This is a genomic window from Bradyrhizobium sp. WYCCWR 13022, from assembly GCF_030435535.1.
Classification (GTDB): domain Bacteria; phylum Pseudomonadota; class Alphaproteobacteria; order Rhizobiales; family Xanthobacteraceae; genus Bradyrhizobium.
In genome coordinates, this window is sequence record NZ_JAUIZJ010000001.1 from 85,647 (window position 1) to 109,159 (window position 23,513).

Genomic DNA, 23,513 nt, shown 5'->3' on the forward strand with positions numbered 1-23,513 from the left:
TCAGCCTTTGGCGTCGCAGGCCCAGGCGCGGATCACGCATTCCTTGCCGCCATATTTGTAGCATTCGCGCGTGGCGGCATTGAGCGTGGCCGAGATCTTCGGCTTCACGGCGTAGCCATAGGCGCCGCAGGGGTTGGCCATGTCGACCGACATCGCCGCGCAGGCATGCTTCATCGTCACCGTCGTGCATTCGCCCTTGCACTGCTTTCGAGCAGCGGCACGCGCTTCGTGCTCGGCACCGTAATCATAGGCCTGGCCGTAGGCGCCGCATTTGCCGACGGCAAACGCGCCGGCCGCATGCGCTGCGGTGATGTGACGGGCGCCGGCGACACAAACCGACAACCCAAAGAAAAACATCGCGCAACGGCGCGCGACGACACTCGAAGCCATGGAAAAAACCCCTCCCCCCAAGGCAGGTGGCGAGGACTCTAAGCGGCGGTCGTTTCCAGATGGTGAACGGGGGGTTGAAATTGGTACGATTGCGAGGTGCTATCCGCGCCGTGCGGCTTCCAGCGCCTGCGGCGTGTCGATGTCGAGGAAGGCGCCTTCGCCGTCGACGGGCACTTCGGCGACGGCTTCCGTATGCCTGGCGATCAGGTGCCGCGCGCCGACATCGCCGTCGAGGGTCATCAACTCCTTGAAGAAGCGCCGCGACCATAGCACGGGATTGCCGCGGCGGCCTTCGCTCACGGGCACGACGATGAGGTTGCCGCGATCAGGCGCAAAGCCGTCGATGAGGCGGTCGATCAGGCCGGCATCGATCAGCGGCATGTCGCCGAGGCAAACCACGGCGCCGTCGCACGCTTCGGACACGGCCGCGATCCCTGCTTTCACCGAGCTCGCGATGCCGCCCGCGAAATCCGGGTTCTTGACGAAGCGTACGTTCAAGCCTTGCAACGCCTGCTCGACGAGCTCGGTCTGATGACCGGTGACGACGATCACCTCGGAGGCTTTCGAAGCCAGCGCCTGCTCGGTCGCGATGCGCACCAGCTTCTTGCCGTCGAGTTCGGCAAGCAGCTTGTTCGGCCCGCCCATGCGGGTCGAGCGGCCCGCCGCGAGCACGATCGCCGCGACCTGGCTGTTACCCTCGGTCTCGGGCTTGGCTCGCGGCTGCGGCCGCGTCACGATCTCCATCAGCAGGCCGCCGACGCCCATGCCCATCAATTCGGAGCGCGTCACCTTGATGCCGGCGAGCAGCCGCATCAGCACCCAGTCGAACCCGTTCTCGACCGGCGAGCGCGCGCAGCCGGGCGCACCCAGCACCGGCACGCTGCCGGCGCGCGCGATCAGCAACAGATTGCCGGGATCGACCGGCATGCCGAAATGCTCGATCTCACCGCCGATCTCGGTCACCGCAGCCGGAATCACATCGCGGCGGTCGGCAATTGCAGAGGCGCCAAACACGATCACGAGCTCGGCGCCGAGTGCGAGCAGCTCCTTGATCGCAGCCGAGAGCGCGCGCTCGTCGTGCTGCACCCGCCGTTCGGCGATGATGGTAGCGCCGGCCGGCGCGAGCCGCTCGGCAGTGACGCGCAGCGTCTTGTCGATCACCTTCGAGGAAAGCCCCGGCAACAGCGTCGAGACCACGCCGACGCGCTTGATCACGTAAGGCGCGATTTTCAGCACGTCCTTGCCGGCGGCCTTCACCGCGGCATCGCGCAAATTTCCTTCAACGCCGAACGGGATGATCTTGACCGTGCCGACCATCTCGCCTTCGACCACCGGCTTGTAGGCGGAGAGGGTGGCGAAGGTGATGGCCTCGTCGACATTGTTGACGCGGTCTACGGCAGCGCGGTCGATCACCAGCAGGCCCGGGCGCGCGGCAAACAGATTGGCGCGGCCGGTGAAGGCGCGCTCGACATGAATGCCCTCGCCGCCGATGGCGAGCGCAATGCTGGCGGCCGCGACGTCCTCGGAGACGTCGCCCGCCTCCATGCGCACCACGACGATGTCCTTGATGCCGGCACGGTCCAGCGCCTCGACCTCGGCAGGCCCGATCGTCGTGCCTTTCTTCAGCACCAGCGGCCCCTGGCGCAGGGTGTGGACGGTCACCCCGCCGATCGCATCCCTCGGGCTCGCCGGGCCGAACTTCATGCCGCTTCTTCTTTTTCTTTGGGTGGCAGGCGAAGCACCGCCGTGATCTCGGCCATGATCGACACCGCGATCTCGGACGGCGAGACCGCGCCGATCGCAAGGCCGATGGGCGCGTGGATGCGCGCGATGTCAGAGTCCTTTGCGCCCTGCGCCCGGAGCCGGTCGCCGCGCTTGGCATGCGTCTTTCGCGAGCCGAGCGCGCCGATATAGAAGCAGTTGCGCTCGAAGGCATGCAGCAGCGCCGGATCGTCGATCTTGGGATCGTGCGTCACGGCGACGAACGCCGTATAGGCGTCGACATTGAGCGGCGGCAACGCGGTATCAGGCCACTCCGCGACCAACGGAATGTCGGGGAAGCGCTCGGGGCTCGCAAAGGCTGTGCGCGGATCGACGACAGTGACGTCATAGCCGAGCGAGCGCGCGAGCGGCGCGAGGGCCTGGCTGATATGGACCGCGCCGACGATGACGAGCTTTGCCGTCGGCGCGTAGACGTTGAAAAACAGCTTCTTGCCGCCGGCCTCGACATTGGCGCTCTTGCCCATGCGAAGCTGCTTGTCCAGCTCGGCGCGCAGCGGGTCCTTGGCGAAGTCAGCCGCCTTTACCAGGCGCTGCTCGCCGCTCTCGGTGTCCGTCACCAAAATCACCGGCCGCCGCGCGGCACGCTCGGCGTTGAGTTCGTGGAGGATTGCGAGCTTCACGGCTAGCCGACCTTCTCGACGAAGACACGGATGGTCCCGCCGCAGGACAGTCCGACATTCCAGGCGGTCTCGTCGGCGACGCCGAACTCGAGCATCTTCGGCTTGCCGCTCTCGATCACGTCCATGGCCTCGGTGACCACGGCGCCCTCGACGCAGCCGCCGGAGACAGACCCCAGAAACGTGCCCTCGTCGTTGATGACCAGGCTCGAGCCCGCCGGGCGCGGGGCCGAACCCCAGGTCTCGACGACGGTCGCCAGTGCGACGCCACGGCCGGCCTTCTGCCAGTCCTCCGCCGCCTTCAGAATGTCCTCGTCGCGATCGAGCATGGCTTGGCCTCTCAGGCTGCGGAGCGGATCAGGCTGCGGTGATGCGGCGGCAGCGGCCGGGAGAGCGTGGTGATCAGCTCCTGGATCGAACTCAAATTATGCACGGGGCGGAATTCGTCAACGTGCGGAAGCATCATTTTGATGCCCTGGGCCTTGGCCTCGAAGCCGCCGAACCGCAGCAGCGGGTTCAGCCAGATCAGCCGCCGGCAGGAGCGATGCAGCCGGTCCATCTCGAAGGCGAGCTTGGAATCGGCCTCCCGCTCCAGCCCGTCGGAGATCAGCAGCACGATGGCGCCCTGGCTCAGGACGCGGCGCGCCCACAATTTGTTGAAGTTGTGCAGCGAGGTCGCGATGCGGGTGCCGCCGGCCCAGTCCTCGACCGCCGCCGAGCAGCTCGCCAGTGCCTCGTCGGGATCGCGCTGGCGTAACGCGCGCGTCACATTGGTCAGCCGCGTGCCGAACAGGAACACCGAAACGCGCTTGCGCGCATCGCCAATGGCATGAAGGAAATGCAGGAACAGGCGGGTGTACTCGCTCATCGAGCCGGAGATGTCGAGCAGCGCCACGATCGGGGCCGGCTTCTCGATCCGCCCGAGGCGATGGATGTCGATGATGTCGCCGCCGGTGCGCAACGACGCCCGCAGCGTGCGGCGCATGTCGAGCCGCAGGCCGCGCGGATCGGGCTGGTGCCGGCGGGTCAGGAGCTCCGCCTGCGGCAGCCGCATCATCTGGATGGCACGCAGCGCCTCGGCGATTTCGGCGGCGCTCATCTGCGCGAAATCCTTCTTCTGAAGGATCTCCTTGTCGGAGACCGACAGGCGCAGATCCTGCTCCTGGTGCTGCGGCGTCTCCGTCATGCGCGGCTGCGACATCGCCTCCTGCACGCGGCGCGCGGCGGCTGGCGGCTTCTTCTTGGCGCCATCGGGCAACGGCACCGAATCCAGCATGTGCTTCCACTCTTCGGAGGCGCGGAAGAACAGGTTGAAGGCCTGCTTGAAGATCAGCGCATGCTCATGACGCTTGACGAAGATCGCCTCCAGCGTGGTGAAGACGTCGGCACGGCTGCCGATGTCGATTACCTGCAGCGCGTTCATGGCATCGATCACCGCACCCGGGCCGACCGGCATGCCGGTCGCGCGCAGCGCGCGGGCAAAGCCGACGATGTTGTCGGCGAATTGCTCCGTCTTGTCAGGCGCGAGGTGGTTGATGGCCATGGTGGTTTCCCATCTTCCCGTCATTCCGGGGCGCCGCGCAAGCGGCGAGCCCGGAATCCATAACCACGATCGGGAGTATGGATTCCGGGCTCGCGCTACGCACGCCCCGGGATGACGAGTTCGTTATGACGCACGCGCGTCAATTCTCGCTCGTCGCTTCCTTCAGCACCTTCTGCAGGGTGTCGCCCTGCATCCGCGTGATGTCGTCCTGGTATTTGAGCAGCGCGCCCAGCGTGTCGCCGACCACTTGCGGGGTCAGCGAGCGGGCGTCGAGCTCGGACAGCGCGGTGGCCCAGTCGATGGTCTCGGCGACGCCAGGCGATTTGTAGAAGTCCTGGTTGCGCAGCGCCTGCACGAAGCGGACGACCTGCTGCGACAGCTTGGCGGAGATGCCGGGCACGCGGGTCTTGACGATCGCGAGCTCGCGCTCGGCGGCGGGATAGTCGACCCAGTGATACAGACAGCGCCGCTTCAGCGCGTCGTGAATTTCGCGGGTGCGGTTGGAGGTGATGATGACGATCGGCGGATGCGGCGCCTTCACGGTGCCGAATTCGGGGATCGTCACCTGGAAGTCGCTGAGGATTTCCAGGAGGTACGCCTCGAACGCCTCGTCGGCGCGGTCGAGCTCGTCGATCAGCAGCACCGGCGGACCGGCAACGTCAGGCTCCAGCGCCTGGAGCAGCGGCCGCTTGATCATGTAGCGGTCGGCGAAGATGTCGCTCGATAGCTGCTCGCGATCGGTGTCGCCGGCGGCTTCCGCCATCCGGATCGCGATCATCTGCGCCGCGCTGTTCCACTCATAGACCGCCGAAGAGACGTCGAGGCCTTCGTAGCACTGGAGACGGATCAGCTTCCGTCCCAGCGCCGCCGACAGCACCTTTGCGATCTCGGTCTTGCCGACGCCGGCCTCGCCTTCGAGAAACAGCGGCCGGCCCATGCGCAGCGACAGATACGTCACCGTCGCCAGCGACCGCTCGGCGAGATAGCCGCGCGAAGTCAGGAGTTCGAGCATCGCATCGACCGATGCCGGCAGGGTCGCTGAGGTCATGTAAAGAGCCAGTCTCGCTACGCCCTCACAACGGGCAAGTATTCGGCCAGAGCGTGAGGAGGACTTACTCCTTGGCGTTGGCGGCGTCGAGGGCGCGCCGCGTCAGCACGCCGATGAGATGGGCGCGGTATTCGGCGCTGCCATGGATGTCGCTGTTCAGCCCTTCCGCCGGCACCTCGATGCCGTCGAGCACCTTGGACGAGAACCGCTTCTTCAGCGCCTCCTCATAGGCCTCGACGCGGAACACGCCGTCCGAGCCGGCGCCGGTGACAGCGACCCGCACGTCCGAGGGACGCCGCGCCACGAAGACGCCAACCAGCGCGTAACGCGAAGCCTGGTTGCGGAACTTGATGTAGGCGGCCTTCTTCGGCAGCGGGAACATCACCTTGGTGATGATCTCGTCGGCTTCCAGCGCGGTGGAGAACAGGCCCTGGAAAAACTCTTCCGCCTTGAGACGCCGCTTGTTGGTGACGATGGTCGCGCCAAGCGCAAGCACGGCGGCCGGATAATCCGCAGTCGGATCGTTGTTGGCGAGCGAGCCGCCGATCGTGCCCTTGTGGCGCACCGCGGGATCACCGATCTGGCTGGCGAGATTGGCAAGCGCTGGGATAGCCTCGCCGACGATGGCGGAGGTCGCGACCTCGGCATGCTTGGCGGTGGCGCCGATCACCAGCGAACGGCCCTTCATCTCGATCGCGTTCAATCCCTCGATATGGGAGAGGTCGACCAGATGCGGCGGGCTCGCGAGCCGCTGCTTCATGACGGGAATCAGCGTGTGGCCGCCCGCAATCACCTTGGCGTCTTCGTTCTTTACCAGGAGATTGGCAGCCTGCCGCACGGTCCCGGGGCGGTGGTATTTGAATTCGTACATGAGGGTGTCCTGATCGCGGAGGGCGCGCGGTTACGCGAGATCGGATTTCGCCATCGCCTTCGCGCCGGCGGCGATCGAGGCGACGATGTTCTGGTAGCCGGTGCAGCGGCAGAGATTGCCTTCTAGTTCTTCCCGGATCGTATGGTCGTCGAGCTCGTGGCCCTTGCGATGGACGATGTCGATCGCGGTCATGATCATGCCCGGCGTGCAGAAGCCGCACTGAAGACCATGGTGCTCACGGAAGGCTTCCTGCATCGGATGCAGCGGCGCGCCGTCGGCCGCCAGTCCCTCGATGGTCCTGACCTCGTGGCCGTCGGCCATCACGGCCAGCGTGGTGCAGGACTTCACGGCCTTGCCGTCGAGATGCACGACGCAGGCGCCGCACTGCGAGGTGTCGCAGCCGACATGGGTGCCGGTCAGCCGCAGATTCTCGCGCAGGAACTGCACCAGAAGCGTACGCGGGTCGACATTGCCGGTAACAGGATTGCCGTTCACGATGAGGGAGATTTTTGCCATAAGCACTCTCTATCAGCGCCCCGACGGGTCCCGTCGAAGCGGTTCTTTTTTATAATTATTCCAACCCATCATATGGGCCATTGTCCGCTGGGGCAACATTGCCCGGGACGCAAGCCGCCATGACAATAGGCGATACCCTCTAGCCCTGTACCGCCTTGGCGAAATTCGCGAAAAACTCGTCGGCCAGCTTCTTGGCGGTGCCGTTGATCAGGCGCTGTCCAAGCTGCGCCAACTTGCCGCCGATCTGCGCCTCGACGTCGTAGGAGAGCAGCGTGCCGCCATCCTTCTCGGCAAGCCTCACGGCTGCGCCGCCCTTGGCAAAGCCGGCCACGCCGCCCTCGCCTTCGCCCGAGATCTTGTAGCCGTTCGGTGGGTCTAGATCGCTGAGCATCACCTTACCCTTGAAGCGCGCCGAGACCGGGCCGACCTTCATTTTCGCCGTCGCGCGAAAACCACCGTCGTCGGTCTTCTCCAATTCCTCGCAGCCGGGGATGCAGGCCTTCAGCACCGCGGGGTCGTTGAGTTTTTCCCACACGGCCTCGCGCGGCGCCGCAAGCTGGACTTCGCCATTCATTGTCATGGCCATGGGATGCCTCCGGGATGTCAGACTTGGATCACACAGGAATAATATTGCTCAAGTAACGCACGGAGCCCGCAAAGGAAAGGGCAGCCCCCGGTCACGTGCAATGCATATTCGCACCTGCAAAAAGTCTTGTGTGGCCCGTCAGGGATTGGCAGAGCCGGAGCATGGTGATTAGGTCCCGCGCAACATGAGCACAGCCCTCTCCCCCCTGCTTGCGCCGATGCTGTCGAGTACGGCCATGCGAGCCGTCTGCGACGACCGCTCCATCCTGCAGAACATGCTCGATTTCGAGGCAGCCCTGGCCCGGGCCGAGGCTGCCACCGGTGTGATTCCCGCGTCAGCGGTGGGCCCGATCGAAGCGGCCTGCAAGGCCGAAACCATCGACATGGCCGCGCTGGCGGAAGCCGCGACCCGGTCTGGCAATCTCGCAATTCCCCTGGTCAAGACGCTGACCGCCAAAGTCGGCAAGGCCGACGGCGAGGCCGCGCGCTACGTGCATTGGGGCGCGACCAGCCAGGACGTCATCGACACCGCGACCATGCTGACCCTGCGCGCAGCAATCGATGCGCTGGACGCCGACCTCAGCCGCGCCATCAATGGCTTTGCTGCGCTGGCCCGGCGCCATCGCAACACCGCGATGGTGGCCCGGACCTGGCTGCAGCACGCCCTGCCGATGCCGTTCGGATTGAAGGCCGCTGAATACGCCTCGGGCCTCGCCCGCGCCCGCTGCCGCCTGCGGCGGCTCCGTCGCGAGGGCCTGGCGCTGCAATTCGGCGGCGCCGCCGGCACGCTCGCAGCGCTCGGCGACAAGGGGCTCGCGGTCGCCGAACGGCTGGCTCAGGAACTGAACTTGCCGCTCCCGGAGGCGCCCTGGCACACCCATCGCGATCGAATTGCCGAAGCCGCGTCTAGCTTTGCGATCCTCGCCGGAAGCTGCGGCAAGATCGCGCGCGACGTCTCGCTGATGATGCAGACCGACGTCGGCGAAGCGTTCGAGCCCGCCGGCGAAGGCCGCGGGGGCTCCTCGACCATGCCGCACAAGCGCAACCCGGTCGCCGCCGCAAGCGCGCTCGGCTGCGCGACCATGGCGCCCCAGCTTGCCGCAACGATATTCGCTGCGCAGGTGCAGGACCACGAGCGCAGCGCAGGTCCCTGGCACGCGGAATGGCCGACGTTGCCGCAATTGATGCTGGTCACTTCGGGCGCGCTCGCCGCCATCGTCGACATCGCCGAAGGGCTCGATGTCGATGCCGCGCGCATGCGCAGCAATCTCGATGCGACGCATGGGCTGATCATGGCGGAGGCCGTCACCTTTGCGCTCGCCGACAAGATCGGCAAGAGCGACGCGCATCATCTGATCGAGGCGGCGAGCAAGCGCGCGGTCGCCGAGAAGAAACACCTGCGCGAGGTGCTCTCGGCCGATTCGCAGGTCACCACGCATCTCGCGCCGGAGAAAATTGCGGCATTGTTCGAGCCGATGGCCTATCAAGGGGCCTCTCAAGCTCTGATCGACCGGCTGCTCGGCAGCCTCGATCGCGAATAGATACGGAGACGCCGCATGCCCATGATCGATGCCGACGGTTGCCTGATCAACGTCTCCGTCGAGGGCCGCGACGGCGGGCCGACCCTGATGCTCTCCAACTCGCTCGGCTGCACGCTTCAGATGTGGGAGCCGCAGATGAAGGCGCTGACGCAGGTGTTCCGCGTCATTCGCTACGACCGCCGCGGCCACGGCAAGTCCAATGTCCCGCCCGCCCCCTATACGATGGAGCGCTTCGGCCGCGATGTGCTTGCGATCCTCGACGATCTCAACATCGAGAAGGTGCACTGGTGCGGACTGTCGATGGGCGGCATGGTGGGGCAATGGCTGGGCGCCAACGCGCCTGAACGATTCGGCAAGCTCATCCTCGCCAACACCTCCTGCTACTATGCCGAGCCGACCAAATGGCTGGAGCGCATCGATGCCGTGAAGAAAGGCGGCATCGCCGCGGTCGCTGACGGCGTGATCGCCGGCTGGCTGACCCAGGATTTCCGCGAGCGCGAGCCAGATATCACTGCAAGGATGAAGGCGATGCTGCTCGCCACCCCCGTCGAGGGTTACCTCGCCTGTTGCGAGGCGCTGTCGACGCTCGACCAGCGCGCGCTGCTTCCTGACATCAAGAGCCCGACTTTGGTGATCGCCGGCCGCCACGACGTGGCGACGCCGATCTCGGCGGGCGAATTGATCCGCTCCAACATTCCCGGCGCCAGCATGACCATCATCGACGCCGCCCACATTTCCAACGTCGAGCAGCCGCACGCGTTCACGGACGCGGTGGTGGGATTTTTGACGCAGCGCTGACGACGCACATCGTCATTCCGGAGCGATGCGAAGCATAGAACCCGGAATCTCGATCCGCAGTTCGCCACTTCGAGATTCCGGGCTCGCCTCCTCGAGGCACCCCGGAATGACTCACTGGAGGATAGAATGGACGACCAGAAACGCCGCGATGCCGGCATGACCGTACGCCGCAAGGTGCTGGGCAATGCCTGGGTCGACAAGTCGATCGCCAACCGCAATGCCTTCAACACCGACTTCCAGGACATGATCACGCGCTACGCCTGGGGCGAGATCTGGACGCGGCCGCATTTCGACGAGCGCACGCGGCGGGTGCTGGTGATCGGCACCATGGTCGCACTCGGACAATGGGATGAATTCCGCCTGCATGTGCGCGCGGCGCTGGCCGAGGGCGGCTTCACCCCCGACGACATCAAGGAAATCCTGTTGCAGCAGGCAATCTATTGCGGCGTTCCCGCGGCGAACCACGCCGTCAAGGAAGCCTCAGCGATTGTGCAGGAGCTCGGCCTCGTCAAAGGCTAGCGGCACGGTTTCCGTAGCGTCCACGGTCTTCGGCGCGGGCGCCGGCCGTTCGATCACCAAGACGATGGCGGCGCTGAGCAGGAGCAACAGCTCGGTGGCGTGCAGGCGAAGTGCGGCCATCTCCCCGACCTTCGAAGCCATCACCATGCTCGCGAACGAGATCAGGCTGCCGATCGCCAGCGCAATGCCGAGCGCCTCATCGCTGGCCCCGCTCTTGCGGGTGCGCGGAATGGCGAGCAGCGCGAGATAGATCGCGAAGAACGCCACGACGGTCAGCCGTCCGAGCGCCAGCAGCCAGGCGGCACGCACCGTGCTCATGCCGGACATCTGGAGGTGATCGCTGAGGAACAGCGCAACCGCGACGCTCGGCCGTTCATAGAGGCCATGCACCGGCGCCACAAAGATGCTGAAGGCGACCAGCGTCCAGGCCGGAATGAAATAGGCCGCCAGCACCGCGCCGTTGATCGAGCCGATCCGCCAATTCCTGAACATGCCGCTTCCCGCTTCGTCTACGCGCCTTCGACAGAAGGCGTTGCCGGGAGCTAACTCGCATCGGACTGTGGCGGCAATTTAAACCCTTCGTTTACCTTAATCGCCCGGCTGGGCGGTTCATCCAAAGAAAAAGGCCCCGCCTCTTGGCGGGGCCCACTCGACGTTACGCCTGTCCACGTTACGCTTGGGCGTTCAATCCAATCTGTTGTCCTGCCGCCCGCCCTGCTGCTGGCCGGGCTTGTCGCCCTGGCGCATTGGGTCGTGCTGCTGCTGCTGTCCGGGCTTCTGGCCGCCACCCTGCTGCTGCCCCGGTTGCTGGCTTGGGCGCTGCTGGCCGGCACCCTGGTTCTGCTGGCCCGGATTCTGGTTTTGCTGCTTCGTCATTGGGGGAAACTCCCTTGTTGGACGCAAGTAGCGAGACAACAGCCGGCGGCTGATTTGGTTGCCCTGCGGATCCCGGTTCCTCGCGGTTGCGGGAACCGGAAGCTGACGTCAGTCACCAAAATGACCTCTGTACAAGCCTTTTTGACAAGACATGGCCAGTTGCAGCCGCCAGTTCCCTCCTGTTACAAAATAGGAAGAACGCTCAAGGGCTGCCGGGGCCCGAGAAGAAACGTACACACTCTCTCGAACTCCTCCCTTTCAATCGCGTCAGGTTTGGGTAACGGCAGCGCATGGATTATTTCGCCCAGCAGCTCATCAACGGCCTCGTGCTCGGCTCCATCTACGGCCTGATCGCGATCGGCTACACGATGGTCTACGGCATCGTCGGCATGATCAACTTCGCTCATGGCGACATCTTCATGGTCGGCGGCTTCATCGCACTGATCTCTTTCCTCATTCTGGTCTCGCTCGGTCTGACCGCGATCCCACTGATCCTGCTGGTCGTTCTGCTGGTCGCGATGGCGGTCACCGCACTCTATGGCTGGACAGTCGAGCGCATCGCCTACCGGCCGCTGCGGCACTCCTTCCGTCTTGCGCCGATGCTGTCGGCGATCGGCATGTCCTTCGTGCTGTCGAACTATTCGCAGGTCGCCCAAGGCGCCCGCGTCAAGCCGGTTCCCCCGATCATCACCGGCGGCTACACGCTGCATGAAGGTGCCGACGGTTTTGTGGTGCGGCTCTCCAACATGCAGATCGTGGTGGTGGTCACCACGATCGTGCTCCTGTTGATCTTCACCTGGCTCGTCTCGCGCACGCGGCTCGGGCGCGACATGCGCGCCTGCGAGCAGGACCAGACCATGGCGGCGCTGCTCGGCGTCGACGTCGATCGCACCATCTCGATGACCTTCGTGATCGGTGCGGCGCTCGCCGCGGTCGCCGGCATGATGTACCTGCTCTATTACGGCCAGGTCGATTTCAACATGGGTTTCGTCGCCGGCATCAAGGCCTTCACCGCGGCCGTGCTGGGCGGCATCGGGTCGCTGCCCGGCGCGGTACTGGGCGGTCTTGCGATCGGCCTGATCGAAACCTTCTGGTCGGCTTATTTCTCCGTGGAGTACAAGGACGTCGCCGCCTTCTCGATCCTGATCATCGTCCTGATCTTCATGCCGACCGGCCTGCTCGGCCGTCCCGAAGTCGAAAAAGTCTGACAGGCCCAGCGCGTGACAGCCCCTTCAACCGAAACCACGCATGTCAGCCGCACAACGGACATCCCGTTCATCCTGAAAAAAGCCTTCCTCAGTGCGTTCGTCGCGCTGGTGCTGTTCTCGCTGATGATCGGCATCCGCACCGAGGCCGGCCCCGAGGGGCAGCTGATCTACTGGACGCGCTTGGGCGATCTCGCCTCCATCGTCGGCCTCGTCTTCGGTGGCTCCATCGTCCTTGAATTGCTGCGGCAGTGGATCGGGCCGGCCGGCGCGGAGAAGCTGGTGCCGCCGGTGGTGCAGCGCGGCATGTCATATCTCGGCAGGTTCCTCGCGCCTGCGCTTCTCGTCTTCGCCCTGTTGGTGCCGGTGATCTTCTACAATCAGCGCTACATTCTCGACCTCGCGATCCTCGTCCTCACCTATGTGATGCTGGGCTGGGGACTGAACGTGGTGGTCGGGCTCGCGGGGCTCCTCGATCTCGGCTACGTCGCCTTCTATGCGGTGGGGGCCTATTCCTACGCCCTGCTCGCGACCAATTTCGGCTGGTCGTTCTGGGTCTGCCTGCCGCTCGCCGGTATGCTGGCCGCGCTCTGGGGCGTGATGCTCGGCTTTCCGGTGCTGCGGCTGCGCGGCGACTATCTCGCCATCGTAACCCTCGCCTTCGGCGAGATCATCCGGCTCGTCATCATCAACTGGCAGGATCTGACCGGCGGGCCGAACGGCGTCTCGGATATTCCCCGCCCCACTTTGTTCGGCATCCCGCTTGACAACAGCGACGACGGGCTGGCGGCAAAGCTCGGCATCGACTACTCGCCGACCCACCGCATCGTCTTCCTGTTCTATCTGATCCTTGCGCTGGCGCTGCTCACCAACTGGGTGACGATCCGCCTGCGGCGCCTGCCGATCGGTCGCGCCTGGGAGGCGTTGCGCGAGGACGAGGTCGCATGCCGCGCGCTCGGCATCAACATCACCACCACAAAGCTGACCGCTTTCGCAACCGGCGCGTTGTTCGGCGGCTTCGCCGGCGCGTTCTTCGCAACAAGGCAAGGCTTCATCAGCCCGGAATCCTTCACCTTCCAGGAATCGGCGCTGGTGCTCGCCATCGTCGTGCTCGGCGGCATGGGCTCGCAGCTCGGCGTCGCACTCGCCGCGCTCACCATGATCGGCGGCTTCGAGCTGTTCCGCGGCCTCGAGACCTACCGCATGCTGGTGTTCGGCATGGCGATGGTCCTGATCATGATCTGGCGGCCGCGCGGCCTGATCGGCCATCGCGCGCCGACCGTGTATCTGACCAAGGCACAAGCCATCTCCTCCGATCTCGTCAAGGAGGGGCACGGATGAGCACCGACCGGATTCTGAGCGTCGATCAGCTCACCATGCGCTTCGGCGGCATCGTCGCCGTCCAGGAGCTGTCCTTCACGGCGGAACGCGGCAAGATCACCGCGCTGATCGGACCGAACGGCGCCGGCAAGACGACGGTGTTCAACTGCATCACCGGCTTCTACAAGCCGACCGCCGGCTCCATCAGCCTGACGCATGCGAATGGCAGCCAATTTGCAATCGAGCGGCTGAAGGATTTTCGCATCTCCAAGCAGGCGAAGATCGCGCGCACCTTCCAGAACATCCGCCTGTTTCCGGGCATGACGCCCCTGGAAAATCTGATGGTGGCGCAGCATAACACGCTCATGCGGGCCTCGGGCTTCACATTCCTCGGCCTGATCGGCGTGCCCTCCTATCGCAGCGCCGAACAGGACGCCATCGCGCTTGCGACCCGCTGGCTGAAACGGGTCGGCCTCCTGGACCGCGCCGACGATGCCGCGGGCAACCTCTCCTATGGCGATCAGCGCCGGCTCGAGATCGCCCGCGCGATGTGCACCGGCCCTGCGCTTCTCTGCCTCGACGAGCCTGCCGCCGGCCTGAACGCGCGCGAGAGCGCCGCCTTGAGCGAGCTGCTGCTCTCGATCCGCGCCGAGGGCACCTCGATCCTGCTGATCGAGCACGACATGTCGGTCGTGATGGAGATCTCCGACCACATCGTCGTGATGGATCACGGCGTGAAGATCGCGCAAGGCTCGCCACGCGAGGTGCGCGATGACCCCAGGGTGATTGCCGCCTATCTCGGCACCGACGAGGAAGAGGCCGCTGCGGTGATGGAGAGCGAGTCGTGACCGCGGCTTCCACTCCCCTGCTCGCGATCCGCGGCTTGCGCGCCGCCTACGGCAAGATCGAGGCGCTGAAGGGCGTCGACGTCGAGATCAATTCGGGCGAGATCGTCGCGCTGATCGGCGCCAACGGTGCCGGCAAGTCGACGCTGATGATGACGATCTTCGGCAAGCCGCGCGCCCGCGCCGGCCAGATCCTGTACGAAGGCAAGGACATCACCTCGGTCCCCACCCATCAGATCGCGCAATTGCGCATCGCCCAGTCGCCGGAGGGCCGCCGCGTCTTCCCGCGGATGAGCGTCGCGGAAAACCTTCAGATGGGCGCCGACGCCACCGGCTGCACCGAGGCGGAACGGGACAGCACCCTCCAGCGCGTGTTCGCGCTGTTCCCACGGCTGAAGGAACGCGTCATGCAGCGCGGCGGGACCCTGTCGGGTGGCGAGCAGCAGATGCTGGCGATCGGCCGCGCGCTGATGAGCCGGCCGCGCCTGTTGCTGCTCGATGAACCCTCGTTGGGGCTCGCCCCCCTCATCGCCCGGCAGATCTTCGATGCGATCCGCACCCTGAACCGCCAGGACGGCCTGACCGTGCTGATCGTCGAGCAGAACGCCAATCATGCACTGAAGCTCGCCCACCGCGGCTACGTCATGGTCAATGGCCTGATCACGCTGGCCGGAACAGGCGCCGAGTTGTTGCAGCGCCCCGAGATTCGCGCCGCCTATCTCGAAGGCGGCCGGCACGCCTGACGGCCCTCGCGTGCGGACGAACACGGCGAGATATCTTTGCAACTGCCCGTATTTTGCCGGTGACTTCTCGAAAAATTCATTGAAGAATGGCGCCGGTTTGAACCGGGCTTGCCCGGCAGCTCCCACAGGCGATCACCCGCGAGGTATCTCATGAAATCACTTAAACTCATCGGTCTGGCATTCGGCGCGTCGGTTGCGCTGTCAACGGCGGCGTTCGCAGACGACCTCACCATCGCAGTCGCGGGCCCAATGACCGGCACCGAATCCGCCTTCGGCCGCCAGATGAAAAACGGCGCCGACCTGGCGGTGGCCGACATCAATGCAGCCGGCGGCGTTGCCGGCAAGAAGCTGGTGCTCGATGCCGAGGACGACGCCTGCGATCCCAAGCAGGCCCGCTCGGTCGCCGAAAAGATCGCGGGCGCGAAGATCCCGTTCGTCGCCGGCCATTTCTGCTCGTCGTCGTCGATCCCGGCTTCGGAAGCTTACGCCGACGGTAACGTCCTCCAGATCACGCCCGCCTCGACCAACCCGCTGTTCACCGAGCGCAAGCTGTGGAACGTGGCGCGCGTCTGCGGCCGGGACGATCAGCAGGGCCTGATTGCGGCGCAGTACATCGCCAAGAACTTCAAGGGCAAGAACATCGCGATTCTCAACGACAAGACCACCTACGGCAAGGGTCTGGCGGATGAGACCAAGAAGGCGCTCAACAAGGCCGGCGTCACCGAGAAGCTCAACGAGTCCTACAACAAGGGCGACAAGGACTTCAACGCGATCGTCTCGCGCCTGAAGAAGGAAAATATCGATCTCGTCTATGTCGGCGGCTATCATCAGGAAGCCGGCCTGATCCTGCGCCAGATGCGCGACCAGGGCATGAAGACGATCCTGATGTCGGGCGACGCCTTGGCCGACAAGGAATACGCATCGATCACGGGCCCGGCCGGCGAAGGCACGCTGTTCACCTTCGGTCCAGATCCGCGCAACAAGCCGACCGCGAAGAAGATCGTCGAGGCCTTCAAGGCCAAGGGCATCGATCCGGAAGGCTATACGCTCTACACCTATGCCGCGATGCAGGTCTGGTCGCAGGCGGTCAAGAAGGCCGGCACCACCGATGCCAAGAAGGTCATGACGACGATCAAGGCCGGCAAGTGGGATACGGTGCTTGGTCCGCTCGAATATGACGCCAAGGGCGACATCAAGCAGATCGACTATGTCGTCTACAAGTGGGATGCCAAGGGCGGCTACGCCGAGCTCAACGCCAACGGCACCTGAGACTGGGCACCCGACCTTTCGCCCATTATCGACGTCAACGCCCCGGTTCGCCGGGGCGTTTTTTCCTTCGGGGGCACCGTCAGACGGCTGCGGACAGTTCGCCGCCCGCCGCTTGCTGCGCCTTCCGGATCGCTTGCAACAGGTCGTTCGGCCGAAACGGCTTTTGCAGACAGACGACGCCGTCGAGGCCCGGCGCCTCGCCCATGAAATCCAGCGCCGTCATGCCTGACACTGCCACGATCGGAAATCCGGGAACCCGATCACGAATCGCGGCCATGACCTCGATACCGCTGGCGTCAGTCAGGAAAATGTCGACAATCGCCGCGTCGAAAACGTCTTCGCCGAAGGCTGTCAGGCCGGCCGCACCGCTCTCCGCTTCAACGACGTCATAACGGTTGACCCGGAGCACGATCGAGACCATGGCGCGGACGTCCTTCTGGTCGTCGATAACAAGGACACGGGGCATGGGAACAACTCCCGGATTCGTATCATCAATTGGGTCAATCCGAACGGCGGCGTGCGCCAAGGCAGTATGGATCGGTCCAGTAAAGCCAACCTTACCGATTCCCTATTCCGATATCCTGTCCGAGTTAAGTAAGCTGTAACCCTCGGTTGAGTCGCAGACACATCCCCTCAGGACACGCGCCCAGAGCCGGCTACCATGGAGGCCAGGGCACCCGATAATGAAGTCACGTGGACTACCCATGCCGACCCAGCGAGAGGTCAACGTGCACGCCAGGAACGACCGAAGCACATTCCTTTCGACCTTGCCGGCCATGCAGGGCGATCGCACTGCAGCATTGGCGATAGTCGGGATCTCAGCGGTCCTGTTCGCGCTGGCTGTCCCGTTCGCGGGAACCCCGCTGGTGCAGGTGCCGGCCTTCGTGGCCAGTTACCAGTCGGCGCTCGCCGTCAGCGACATCATCACCGCGGTTCTCCTGCTGTCGCAATTTGCCGTGCTGCGCAGCCGCGCGCTGCTGTTGCTGTCGACCGGCTATCTGTTCACGGCGGCGGCGGCGCTGACCCACGCCCTCACCTTCCCCGGCCTTTTCGCGCCGAGCGGGCTGCTCGGCGCCAGCACCCAGACCACGGTCTGGCTCTATATGATCTGGCACGGCGGGTTCCCGCTGTTCGTGCTGGCCTACGGATGGCTGAAGGACGGCAACGGCGGCGACAAGGTCGAGGGACCGACCGCGCGCGCGATCGTGCTCGCCGTCCTCGGCGTGATCGTCGCGATGATCGCCATCGCCTGGTTCGTCACCGCGCAGCACGATCTGCTGCCGGTCCTGCTGAAGGACGGTCGCTACACGACCACCATGATCGGCGTGGTGTCCTTCGTCTGGTCCTTGAGCTTCGCGGCTCTGATCACGCTGTGGTTTCGCAAGCCGCATACGGTGATCGACGTCTGGCTGATGGTCACGATGTGCGCCTGGCTGTTCGACATTGCGCTGTCGGCGATCGTCAACGTCGCCCGCTACGATCTCGGCTTCTACGTTGGCCGTCTCTACGGGCTTTGCGCCGCGAGCTTCGTCCTCGCCGTGCTGTTGATCGAGAACGTCCGCCTCCAGGCGAGCACGATGGGCCTCCTCGGCCGGCTGCGCGAGCAATCGGCATTCGACCGCGACTATTACGGCAAACGCCTCGCGCTCTACGGCGCCGTGGTCGAGTCCTCCAACGATGCCATCATCACGGAGTCGCTCGACGGCCTCATCACCGGCTGGAACCGGGCTGCAGAGCGCCTGTTCGGCTATTCCGCCGCCGAGGCGGTCGGCCAGTCGATCTACCTCGTCGTCCCTGAAGACCGGAAGGCCGAAGCCAGGGGCCTTCTCAACCGTGTCAGCACCAACGAGTCGATCGCCCAGCACGAGACGGTCCGCATCCGCAAGGACGGCCGGCAGATCGACGTCATGCTGAACGTCTCGCCGCTGCGATCGGACAATGGCGAGATCATCGGCGCATCCAAGATCGCCCATGACATCACCGAGGAAAAGCAATCGCGCGAGAAGCTGCGCCGCGAGATCGAGGAACGCGAGCGCATCTTCGAGACCTCGCAGGATCTGATCCTGGTCACCGACGGTTACGGCAATTTCGTCCAGGTCAGCCCGAGCGTGAAGGACATCCTCGGCTTCAGCCCGGAAGATTTCATCGGCCACAGCGCGACGGAGTTCATCCACCCCGACGACCTCGAAAAAACGCGGAGCGAGATGCGCACGGCCCGACGCGGCCGTACCAAACGCAGCTTCGAAGCGCGCTACTACCACTACGACGGTCACGAGGTGACCTTGAACTGGGTGGGGAACTGGTCGGAGCCGGTGAAGCGCCATTTCTTCATCGGTCGCGACCTCACCGAGAAGCAGGCTGCCGAAGCCCAGTTCCGGCAGGCGCAGAAGATGGATTCCATCGGCCAGTTGACCGGCGGCGTCGCCCACGATTTCAACAACGTGCTCACCGTCATCACCGGCACGATCGGTATCTTGGCGGACGCGGTCGCCGACCGGCCGGAACTTGCCGCCATCACCAAGCTGATCGACGACGCCGCCGAGCGCGGCGCGCAGTTGACCAAGCACCTGCTCGCCTTCGCCCGCAAGCAGCCGCTTCAGCCGCGCGAGATCGACGTCAATGCCCTGGTGCTCGAGGCCGGCAAGCTATTGCACCCGACGCTCGGCGAGCAGATCACGATCATGCCGCAGCTCACCGAGGATGCCTGGCCCGCGATGGTCGATCCGGGCCAGCTCTCCACCGCCATCCTCAATCTCGCGCTGAATGCGCGCGATGCCATGCCCGACGGCGGTACCTTGGTGCTGGAGACCCGCAACGTCTTCCTCGACGACGGCTATGCCAGCATGAATCCTGATGTCGTCGCCGGCAATTACGTGATGATCGCAGTCAGCGACACCGGCTCGGGCATTCCGGCGGACCTGCTCGAGCGGGTGTTCGATCCCTTCTTCACGACCAAGGAGGTCGGCAAGGGTACGGGCCTCGGCCTCAGCATGGTGTTCGGCTTCGTCAAGCAGTCGGGCGGACACATCAAGATCTACAGCGAGGAAGGCCACGGCACGAGCGTGAAGATCTACCTGCCGCGGTCCACCGGCGTGCAGGAGACCGACTACGAACAGCTCCAGAACGTGCCCATCGCCGGCGGCGACGAGAAGATTTTGATCGTCGAGGACGACGCGCTGGTGCGGCAGTATGTCGTGACACAGGTCAAGAGCCTCGGCTATGCCGCGCTCGAGGCGGCCAACGCCGCCGAAGCCCTCGTCATCATCGATGCCGACAAGGACATCGACCTGCTCTTCACCGACGTCATCATGCCCGGCAGCATGAACGGCCGCCAGCTCGCCGACGAGGCGGCACGGCGACGACCGGAGCTGAAGACTCTGTTCACCTCGGGCTACACCGAAAACGCCATCGTCCATCATGGCCGGCTCGATTCCGGTGTGCTGCTGCTCGCCAAGCCCTACCGCAAGTCGGAGCTCGCCAAGATGCTCAGGACGGCGCTGGCGAGTTGAGCGCGGCGCTCGCGTGCGCTATCGCTGATGCCGTGCAGCGCTTGGAGTGTCGTCCTTGAAGAACCTCCTCACCGATATCGCCGGCGTCCGCGTCGGCCATGCCCATGACGCAAAGCTTGCCTCGGGCGTGACGGCGATCGTGTTCGACCAGCCGGCGGTTGCAGCGATCGACATCCGCGGCGGCGGCCCCGGTACGCGCGAGGACGCGCTGCTCGATCCAGCCAACACGGTCGAACGCATTGACGCGATTGCGCTGTCAGGCGGCTCCGCCTTCGGGATCGAGGCCGGCGGCGGCATCCAGGCCTGGCTCGCCGAGCAGGGCCGCGGCTTCCGCGTGCGCGAGGCGCTGATCCCGATCGTGCCGGGCGCGATCCTGTTCGACCTGCTCAACGGCGGCGACAAGGCATGGGGCCGCTTCGCGCCTTATCGCGATCTCGGCTATGCTGCCGCGGTCGCCGCCGGGACGGAATTCGAGCTCGGCAGCGTCGGCGCCGGCTTTGGAGCCACCACCGCGACGTTCAAGGGCGGACTGGGCTCGGCGTCCGCTGTCACCAGCAGCGGCGTCAAGGTCGCGGCGCTCATCGCCGTCAACGCGGTCGGCAGCGCCACCGTCGGCGAAGGCCCGTGGTTCTGGGCAGCGCCGTTCGAAGTCGGCGGCGAGTTCGGCGGTCGCGGATTGCCCGACAAATTCAGCGACGACATGCTCAAGATGCGCATCAAGGGCGGCCCTGCCGCAACCGAGCGCGAGAACACCACGATCGGTATCGTCGTCACCGACGCGGTGTTGACCAAGTCACAAGCCAAGCGGCTGGCGATGATCGCGCACACCGGCTTTGCGCGAGCGATCTATCCGGTGCATGCGCCGACCGATGGTGACGTGCTGTTCGCCGCGGCCACCTGCGCGCAGCCGATCGATCCGATCGTCGGCATGACCGAGCTCGGCATGGTCGCCGCCAACGTGGTCGCCCGCGCCATCGCCCGCGGCGTCTACAGCGCGACTGCGCTGCCATTTCCGGGCGCGCAGCCCGCATGGAAGGATCGGTTCGGCTAGGCCTCAGTGCGCGCTTACACGCTCATCGACATCGATGAAGAGGCCGCGGCAGCGGACGATCCCTGCCCCTGGCGCTGCATCATCTGCGCAAACCAGTCATAGGGCGAATTGCCGGCGCCCGAGCCATTCGAAGAGCTGGAGGCGCCAGGTACCGTCGTCGTCATCTTGAAGCCGTCGGCATAGGTGACCGTGGTGGTGGTCGAGCCGTCGGCACCGGTCGTCGTGGTCGAGGTCGAACCGCCGCTCGACGATGACGAAGAAGGGTCACTGCCGGATGCATCGGCCGAGCCGCTCGCAGCCTGCGCGTGGTGGTGGCCGCCGTGATGGCCGCTGCCCTTCAGCGCCTTCGACATCTCGTCGAGGCTGACGCTGCCGTCCGAATTGCTGTCGAGCTTGGAGAACACGTCGTCGGCCTGCGCGAGGTTGGTGCCGCCGGCGCCCAGCGCGTTCTCGAATTCCGATTGAGTGATCTGGCCGTCGCCGTCGGCGTCGATCTGCGAGAACAGATCTTTCAGCGCATTGTCCCGGCTGGTCGACGTCGAGGATGTCGAGCTCGACGAAGTGGAGCTGCTGCTGGTCGAGTCCGCCGACTGGCTTTGCGCTGCGAACAGGGCATTCATCGTCTCCGGCGAGATCTGCGGATAGTACCCCGCATTCACCGACGCGGCCGCATTGCTCGTCGTGGTGCTGCTGCTGCTGTCGATCGCAAATGGATTGTTCGCGCCTTGCGACGAGCCCGACTGCTGCGTCGAGGACGATTTCGAGCTCGTCAGCGATTGAATGACATCGAGCGCAGTCGAGACGGCGCCAAGCGCAAACAACATTGCACAACTCCAACCCATGCGGCACGCCGCGGCCAATGTTCCGGGCGTGAGGCCAGCAAGCGACGTGCCAGCGCGAAAAGCTCAATGAAATCCGCATCCATCGTGCGTTGCGAGGCGTGGGACCATCGGCAATTCATGCCGCTGGCGGCAGAATTTTCCGCCCACAGGAAGCTGATCCTCCCTGCATTGCCCGGCCGGGAGGCCCATGTTAGGCGAGGCCATTCGCTCTTGTGCCGCCCCGGGAAACCGCGCCATGACCCAAGCCTTCGCCCCCCGCCCCCTGGCAATCGCGCCCTCGATCCTGGCCTCGGATTTCTCCAAGCTCGGCGAAGAGGTTCGCGCGGTGGATGCCGCCGGCGCCGACTGGATCCATCTCGACGTGATGGACGGTCACTTCGTGCCCAACATCTCCTACGGCCCCGACGTCATCAAGGCGATGCGTCCGCACACCAAGAAGATCTTCGACGCCCATCTGATGATCTCGCCCTGCGACCCCTATCTCGAGGCCTTCGCCAAGGCCGGCTGCGACCACATCACGGTGCATGCCGAGGCAGGTCCGCATCTGCACCGCTCGCTCCAGGCGATCCGCGCGCTCGGCAGGAAGGCCGGCGTCTCGCTCAATCCGGGCACGCCGATCAGCGTGCTGGAATACGTGCTCGACCTGGTCGACCTCGTGCTGGTGATGTCGGTCAATCCCGGCTTCGGCGGCCAGGCCTTCATTCCCTCGGCGATCGGCAAGATCCGCGACATCCGCGCGATGACGGCGGGACGCCCCATCGACATCGAGGTCGACGGCGGCGTCGGCCCCGAAGTCGCCGGCGCGCTTGCCGCGGCCGGCGCGAATGCCTTCGTCGCCGGCACCTCGGTGTTCAAGGGCGGCACGCAGGAAGCCTACAAGAACAATATTGCAGCGATCCGCAACGCGGCGCTCGGGGCCCGCGGCGAAGCGATCTGACGCTCCGGGCGCGGCAAGAGCCCCCGCAAATCTGCGGCTCTTGCGGGTGTTGCGACGCGCAATGCCCAAAAATACAACCGCGACCCGTACTCCTCCGGGCTTCCCTGATTCGTGCAAATCACCGTTAGTGATTCCTGCCTGATTTGACAGGAGCACATCATGACGACGACCCTGGTTTGGACTGGCGTGGCGTTGTGGATTGGTTTTTGTGGGTTCGTTGTGTTCGGCCCAACGGCCGGACCGGTGAAGGTCCCGGCGCGTTCCACCCGCATGATCGGTCGCGATCGCTATCCGGATTGATGCCATGCAGATCGCACTCGTGAAGCGTCAGCCGAAACGCAGATGCCGTATCCCGCGCCGTCCGCATCCGAACCTCGACTATTTCTTCGGCCGGCTCGAACGCTCCGAAGGCGAGATGTGCGACGATCCGGGCGCCGAAACGGCCGAGCTGGAGCGTCCGCTCCGGTCACCGCGCCGGCATTGAAATCCTCACTTGGACTCGAGACCGATGAAACCGCACTGCCCGAACTGCCTGAAGGAAATGACCAAAGCGTCGGCGTCGCGTAACCTCTTCAACTGCGAACCCTGCCGCGAGATCATTCAGTACTTCGGCGGCAGCGCGGATCACGGCGAAGCCGGCCCGCACTTCACCTGGCCGATCCGCCGCAAGGGCGCCATCCACACCGCCCACGCGGTCTGATCTCGC

27 protein-coding genes are annotated in these 23,513 nt (G+C 65.0%); 14 read left to right on the top strand and 13 right to left on the bottom strand.

The window, feature by feature from the left end; all coding sequences use genetic code 11:
- From QY049_RS00440 to QY049_RS00480, 9 genes are all read right to left on the bottom strand, one after another.
- Positions 1-390 carry a DUF4189 domain-containing protein gene (locus tag QY049_RS00440; protein ID WP_194481982.1) on the bottom strand — a complete coding sequence of 130 codons (390 nt, stop codon included), beginning with the start codon at positions 388-390 and terminating at the stop codon, positions 1-3.
- A 99-nt stretch (positions 391-489) separates the two neighbouring features.
- Complete coding sequence (locus QY049_RS00445) at positions 490-2,094, bottom strand: NTP transferase domain-containing protein (RefSeq protein WP_194481981.1); 1,605 nt, start codon at positions 2,092-2,094, stop codon at positions 490-492.
- The gene (locus tag QY049_RS00450) at positions 2,091-2,792 is read right to left on the bottom strand and encodes an XdhC family protein (protein WP_194481980.1); all 702 of its coding nucleotides are present in this window, start codon (positions 2,790-2,792) and stop codon (positions 2,091-2,093) included. The genes QY049_RS00445 and QY049_RS00450 overlap by 4 nt, the downstream gene beginning before the upstream one ends.
- Positions 2,793-2,794: 2 nt before the next feature.
- The gene (locus QY049_RS00455) at positions 2,795-3,118 is read right to left on the bottom strand and encodes an XdhC family protein (protein ID WP_008564652.1); all 324 of its coding nucleotides are present in this window, start codon (positions 3,116-3,118) and stop codon (positions 2,795-2,797) included.
- 11 nt (positions 3,119-3,129) lie between these two features.
- Positions 3,130-4,332: a VWA domain-containing protein gene (locus QY049_RS00460; RefSeq protein ID WP_194481979.1), complete on the bottom strand. Its 1,203-nt coding sequence runs from the start codon at positions 4,330-4,332 to the stop codon at positions 3,130-3,132.
- 139 nt (positions 4,333-4,471) lie between these two features.
- Positions 4,472-5,380, bottom strand: a complete 909-nt coding sequence (locus QY049_RS00465; protein WP_188095444.1) for a MoxR family ATPase — start codon at positions 5,378-5,380, stop codon at positions 4,472-4,474.
- 64 nt (positions 5,381-5,444) lie between these two features.
- A complete protein-coding gene (locus tag QY049_RS00470; protein ID WP_194481978.1) occupies positions 5,445-6,251 on the bottom strand; it encodes a xanthine dehydrogenase family protein subunit M in 807 nt (268 codons plus the stop codon).
- Positions 6,252-6,281: 30 nt separating this feature from the next.
- The gene (locus QY049_RS00475; RefSeq protein ID WP_194481977.1) at positions 6,282-6,767 is read right to left on the bottom strand and encodes a (2Fe-2S)-binding protein; all 486 of its coding nucleotides are present in this window, start codon (positions 6,765-6,767) and stop codon (positions 6,282-6,284) included.
- Positions 6,768-6,906: 139 nt separating this feature from the next.
- Positions 6,907-7,353, bottom strand: coding sequence for a carbon monoxide dehydrogenase subunit G (locus QY049_RS00480; RefSeq protein ID WP_194481976.1), 447 nt, complete (start codon positions 7,351-7,353; stop codon positions 6,907-6,909).
- Between the two features lie 184 nt (positions 7,354-7,537).
- Between QY049_RS00480 and QY049_RS00485 the strand changes: the two genes are divergently transcribed.
- The 3 genes from QY049_RS00485 to QY049_RS00495 all read left to right on the top strand — a co-directional run bounded on the left by QY049_RS00485 (position 7,538) and on the right by QY049_RS00495 (position 10,210).
- Complete coding sequence (locus QY049_RS00485) at positions 7,538-8,893, top strand: 3-carboxy-cis,cis-muconate cycloisomerase (RefSeq protein ID WP_194481975.1); 1,356 nt, start codon at positions 7,538-7,540, stop codon at positions 8,891-8,893.
- A gap of 15 nt (positions 8,894-8,908) precedes the next feature.
- Positions 8,909-9,691, top strand: a complete 783-nt coding sequence (gene pcaD, locus QY049_RS00490) for a 3-oxoadipate enol-lactonase (RefSeq protein WP_194481974.1) — start codon at positions 8,909-8,911, stop codon at positions 9,689-9,691.
- 126 nt (positions 9,692-9,817) lie between these two features.
- Complete coding sequence (locus QY049_RS00495; protein ID WP_128950978.1) at positions 9,818-10,210, top strand: carboxymuconolactone decarboxylase family protein; 393 nt, start codon at positions 9,818-9,820, stop codon at positions 10,208-10,210.
- Here QY049_RS00495 and QY049_RS00500 read toward each other — a convergent pair.
- Complete coding sequence (locus QY049_RS00500; protein WP_194481973.1) at positions 10,172-10,702, bottom strand: hypothetical protein; 531 nt, start codon at positions 10,700-10,702, stop codon at positions 10,172-10,174. The two genes, QY049_RS00495 and QY049_RS00500, sit on opposite strands and share 39 nt — an antisense overlap.
- A 192-nt stretch (positions 10,703-10,894) precedes the next feature.
- On the bottom strand, positions 10,895-11,086 hold the full coding sequence (locus tag QY049_RS00505; RefSeq protein ID WP_194481972.1) for a hypothetical protein: 192 nt from the start codon (positions 11,084-11,086) through the stop codon (positions 10,895-10,897).
- Positions 11,087-11,376: 290 nt separating this feature from the next.
- Between QY049_RS00505 and QY049_RS00510 the strand changes: the two genes are divergently transcribed.
- The 5 genes from QY049_RS00510 (at position 11,377) to QY049_RS00530 (ending at position 16,468) form a co-directional block, all read left to right on the top strand.
- Entirely contained in the window at positions 11,377-12,294 is a 918-nt protein-coding gene (locus QY049_RS00510) for a branched-chain amino acid ABC transporter permease LivH (RefSeq protein WP_194481971.1), read from the top strand.
- 12 nt (positions 12,295-12,306) lie between these two features.
- Positions 12,307-13,632 carry a high-affinity branched-chain amino acid ABC transporter permease LivM gene (livM, locus tag QY049_RS00515; protein ID WP_194481970.1) on the top strand — a complete coding sequence of 442 codons (1,326 nt, stop codon included), beginning with the start codon at positions 12,307-12,309 and terminating at the stop codon, positions 13,630-13,632.
- The gene (locus tag QY049_RS00520) at positions 13,629-14,459 is read left to right on the top strand and encodes an ABC transporter ATP-binding protein (RefSeq protein ID WP_194481969.1); all 831 of its coding nucleotides are present in this window, start codon (positions 13,629-13,631) and stop codon (positions 14,457-14,459) included. Before livM ends, QY049_RS00520 begins: the two co-directional genes overlap by 4 nt.
- Positions 14,456-15,199: an ABC transporter ATP-binding protein gene (locus QY049_RS00525; RefSeq protein ID WP_194481968.1), complete on the top strand. Its 744-nt coding sequence runs from the start codon at positions 14,456-14,458 to the stop codon at positions 15,197-15,199. The genes QY049_RS00520 and QY049_RS00525 overlap by 4 nt, the downstream gene beginning before the upstream one ends.
- Positions 15,200-15,349: 150 nt before the next feature.
- Positions 15,350-16,468 (top strand): branched-chain amino acid ABC transporter substrate-binding protein, encoded by a 1,119-nt coding sequence (locus tag QY049_RS00530; RefSeq protein WP_194481967.1) that lies wholly within the window; start codon positions 15,350-15,352, stop codon positions 16,466-16,468.
- A gap of 79 nt (positions 16,469-16,547) precedes the next feature.
- Here QY049_RS00530 and QY049_RS00535 read toward each other — a convergent pair whose 3' ends face one another.
- Positions 16,548-16,934 (bottom strand): response regulator, encoded by a 387-nt coding sequence (locus tag QY049_RS00535; RefSeq protein ID WP_194482682.1) that lies wholly within the window; start codon positions 16,932-16,934, stop codon positions 16,548-16,550.
- Between the two features lie 238 nt (positions 16,935-17,172).
- On the opposite strand from QY049_RS00535, the gene QY049_RS00540 reads away from it, so the two are divergent.
- Both QY049_RS00540 and QY049_RS00545 read left to right on the top strand, forming a co-directional pair.
- Positions 17,173-19,977 (top strand): PAS domain S-box protein, encoded by a 2,805-nt coding sequence (locus QY049_RS00540; RefSeq protein ID WP_194481966.1) that lies wholly within the window; start codon positions 17,173-17,175, stop codon positions 19,975-19,977.
- A 55-nt stretch (positions 19,978-20,032) separates the two neighbouring features.
- Positions 20,033-21,028, top strand: coding sequence for a P1 family peptidase (locus QY049_RS00545; protein WP_301268588.1), 996 nt, complete (start codon positions 20,033-20,035; stop codon positions 21,026-21,028).
- Positions 21,029-21,042: 14 nt separating this feature from the next.
- On the opposite strand, the gene QY049_RS00550 is transcribed toward QY049_RS00545, so the two are convergent.
- Positions 21,043-21,852 (bottom strand): EF-hand domain-containing protein, encoded by an 810-nt coding sequence (locus QY049_RS00550; RefSeq protein ID WP_194481964.1) that lies wholly within the window; start codon positions 21,850-21,852, stop codon positions 21,043-21,045.
- A gap of 253 nt (positions 21,853-22,105) precedes the next feature.
- Here QY049_RS00550 and rpe point away from each other — a divergent pair, with 253 nt between their 5' ends.
- From rpe to QY049_RS00570, 4 genes are all read left to right on the top strand, one after another.
- The gene (gene rpe / locus QY049_RS00555; RefSeq protein ID WP_194481963.1) at positions 22,106-22,807 is read left to right on the top strand and encodes a ribulose-phosphate 3-epimerase; all 702 of its coding nucleotides are present in this window, start codon (positions 22,106-22,108) and stop codon (positions 22,805-22,807) included.
- 159 nt (positions 22,808-22,966) lie between these two features.
- Positions 22,967-23,107: a hypothetical protein gene (locus tag QY049_RS00560; RefSeq protein ID WP_258766361.1), complete on the top strand. Its 141-nt coding sequence runs from the start codon at positions 22,967-22,969 to the stop codon at positions 23,105-23,107.
- A 4-nt stretch (positions 23,108-23,111) separates the two neighbouring features.
- Complete coding sequence (locus QY049_RS00565; protein WP_194481961.1) at positions 23,112-23,291, top strand: hypothetical protein; 180 nt, start codon at positions 23,112-23,114, stop codon at positions 23,289-23,291.
- A gap of 24 nt (positions 23,292-23,315) precedes the next feature.
- Complete coding sequence (locus QY049_RS00570; protein ID WP_194481960.1) at positions 23,316-23,507, top strand: hypothetical protein; 192 nt, start codon at positions 23,316-23,318, stop codon at positions 23,505-23,507.
- Positions 23,508-23,513 lie beyond the last annotated feature (6 nt).

Excerpts from the sequence above, each read along its gene's own strand:
- QY049_RS00500 (WP_194481973.1), bottom strand. The coding sequence starts at position 10,702 with ATGTTCAGGAATTGGCGGATCGGCTCGATCAACGGCGCGGTGCTGGCG.
- QY049_RS00560 (WP_258766361.1), top strand. The coding sequence starts at position 22,967 with ATGACGACGACCCTGGTTTGGACTGGCGTGGCGTTGTGGATTGGTTTT.
- QY049_RS00520 (WP_194481969.1), top strand. The coding sequence starts at position 13,629 with ATGAGCACCGACCGGATTCTGAGCGTCGATCAGCTCACCATGCGCTTC.
- QY049_RS00535 (WP_194482682.1), bottom strand. The coding sequence starts at position 16,934 with ATGCCCCGTGTCCTTGTTATCGACGACCAGAAGGACGTCCGCGCCATG.
- QY049_RS00465 (WP_188095444.1), bottom strand. The coding sequence starts at position 5,380 with ATGACCTCAGCGACCCTGCCGGCATCGGTCGATGCGATGCTCGAACTC.
- QY049_RS00495 (WP_128950978.1), top strand. The coding sequence starts at position 9,818 with ATGGACGACCAGAAACGCCGCGATGCCGGCATGACCGTACGCCGCAAG.
- QY049_RS00440 (WP_194481982.1), bottom strand. The coding sequence starts at position 390 with ATGGCTTCGAGTGTCGTCGCGCGCCGTTGCGCGATGTTTTTCTTTGGG.
- QY049_RS00565 (WP_194481961.1), top strand. The coding sequence starts at position 23,112 with ATGCAGATCGCACTCGTGAAGCGTCAGCCGAAACGCAGATGCCGTATC.
- QY049_RS00455 (WP_008564652.1), bottom strand. The coding sequence starts at position 3,118 with ATGCTCGATCGCGACGAGGACATTCTGAAGGCGGCGGAGGACTGGCAG.
- QY049_RS00470 (WP_194481978.1), bottom strand. The coding sequence starts at position 6,251 with ATGTACGAATTCAAATACCACCGCCCCGGGACCGTGCGGCAGGCTGCC.
- QY049_RS00540 (WP_194481966.1), top strand. The coding sequence starts at position 17,173 with ATGCCGACCCAGCGAGAGGTCAACGTGCACGCCAGGAACGACCGAAGC.
- QY049_RS00550 (WP_194481964.1), bottom strand. The coding sequence starts at position 21,852 with ATGTTGTTTGCGCTTGGCGCCGTCTCGACTGCGCTCGATGTCATTCAA.
- QY049_RS00485 (WP_194481975.1), top strand. The coding sequence starts at position 7,538 with ATGAGCACAGCCCTCTCCCCCCTGCTTGCGCCGATGCTGTCGAGTACG.
- QY049_RS00510 (WP_194481971.1), top strand. The coding sequence starts at position 11,377 with ATGGATTATTTCGCCCAGCAGCTCATCAACGGCCTCGTGCTCGGCTCC.
- QY049_RS00475 (WP_194481977.1), bottom strand. The coding sequence starts at position 6,767 with ATGGCAAAAATCTCCCTCATCGTGAACGGCAATCCTGTTACCGGCAAT.
- rpe (WP_194481963.1), top strand. The coding sequence starts at position 22,106 with ATGACCCAAGCCTTCGCCCCCCGCCCCCTGGCAATCGCGCCCTCGATC.
- QY049_RS00445 (WP_194481981.1), bottom strand. The coding sequence starts at position 2,094 with ATGAAGTTCGGCCCGGCGAGCCCGAGGGATGCGATCGGCGGGGTGACC.
- QY049_RS00460 (WP_194481979.1), bottom strand. The coding sequence starts at position 4,332 with ATGGCCATCAACCACCTCGCGCCTGACAAGACGGAGCAATTCGCCGAC.
- QY049_RS00530 (WP_194481967.1), top strand. The coding sequence starts at position 15,350 with ATGAAATCACTTAAACTCATCGGTCTGGCATTCGGCGCGTCGGTTGCG.
- QY049_RS00505 (WP_194481972.1), bottom strand. The coding sequence starts at position 11,086 with ATGACGAAGCAGCAAAACCAGAATCCGGGCCAGCAGAACCAGGGTGCC.
- pcaD (WP_194481974.1), top strand. The coding sequence starts at position 8,909 with ATGCCCATGATCGATGCCGACGGTTGCCTGATCAACGTCTCCGTCGAG.
- QY049_RS00570 (WP_194481960.1), top strand. The coding sequence starts at position 23,316 with ATGAAACCGCACTGCCCGAACTGCCTGAAGGAAATGACCAAAGCGTCG.
- QY049_RS00480 (WP_194481976.1), bottom strand. The coding sequence starts at position 7,353 with ATGGCCATGACAATGAATGGCGAAGTCCAGCTTGCGGCGCCGCGCGAG.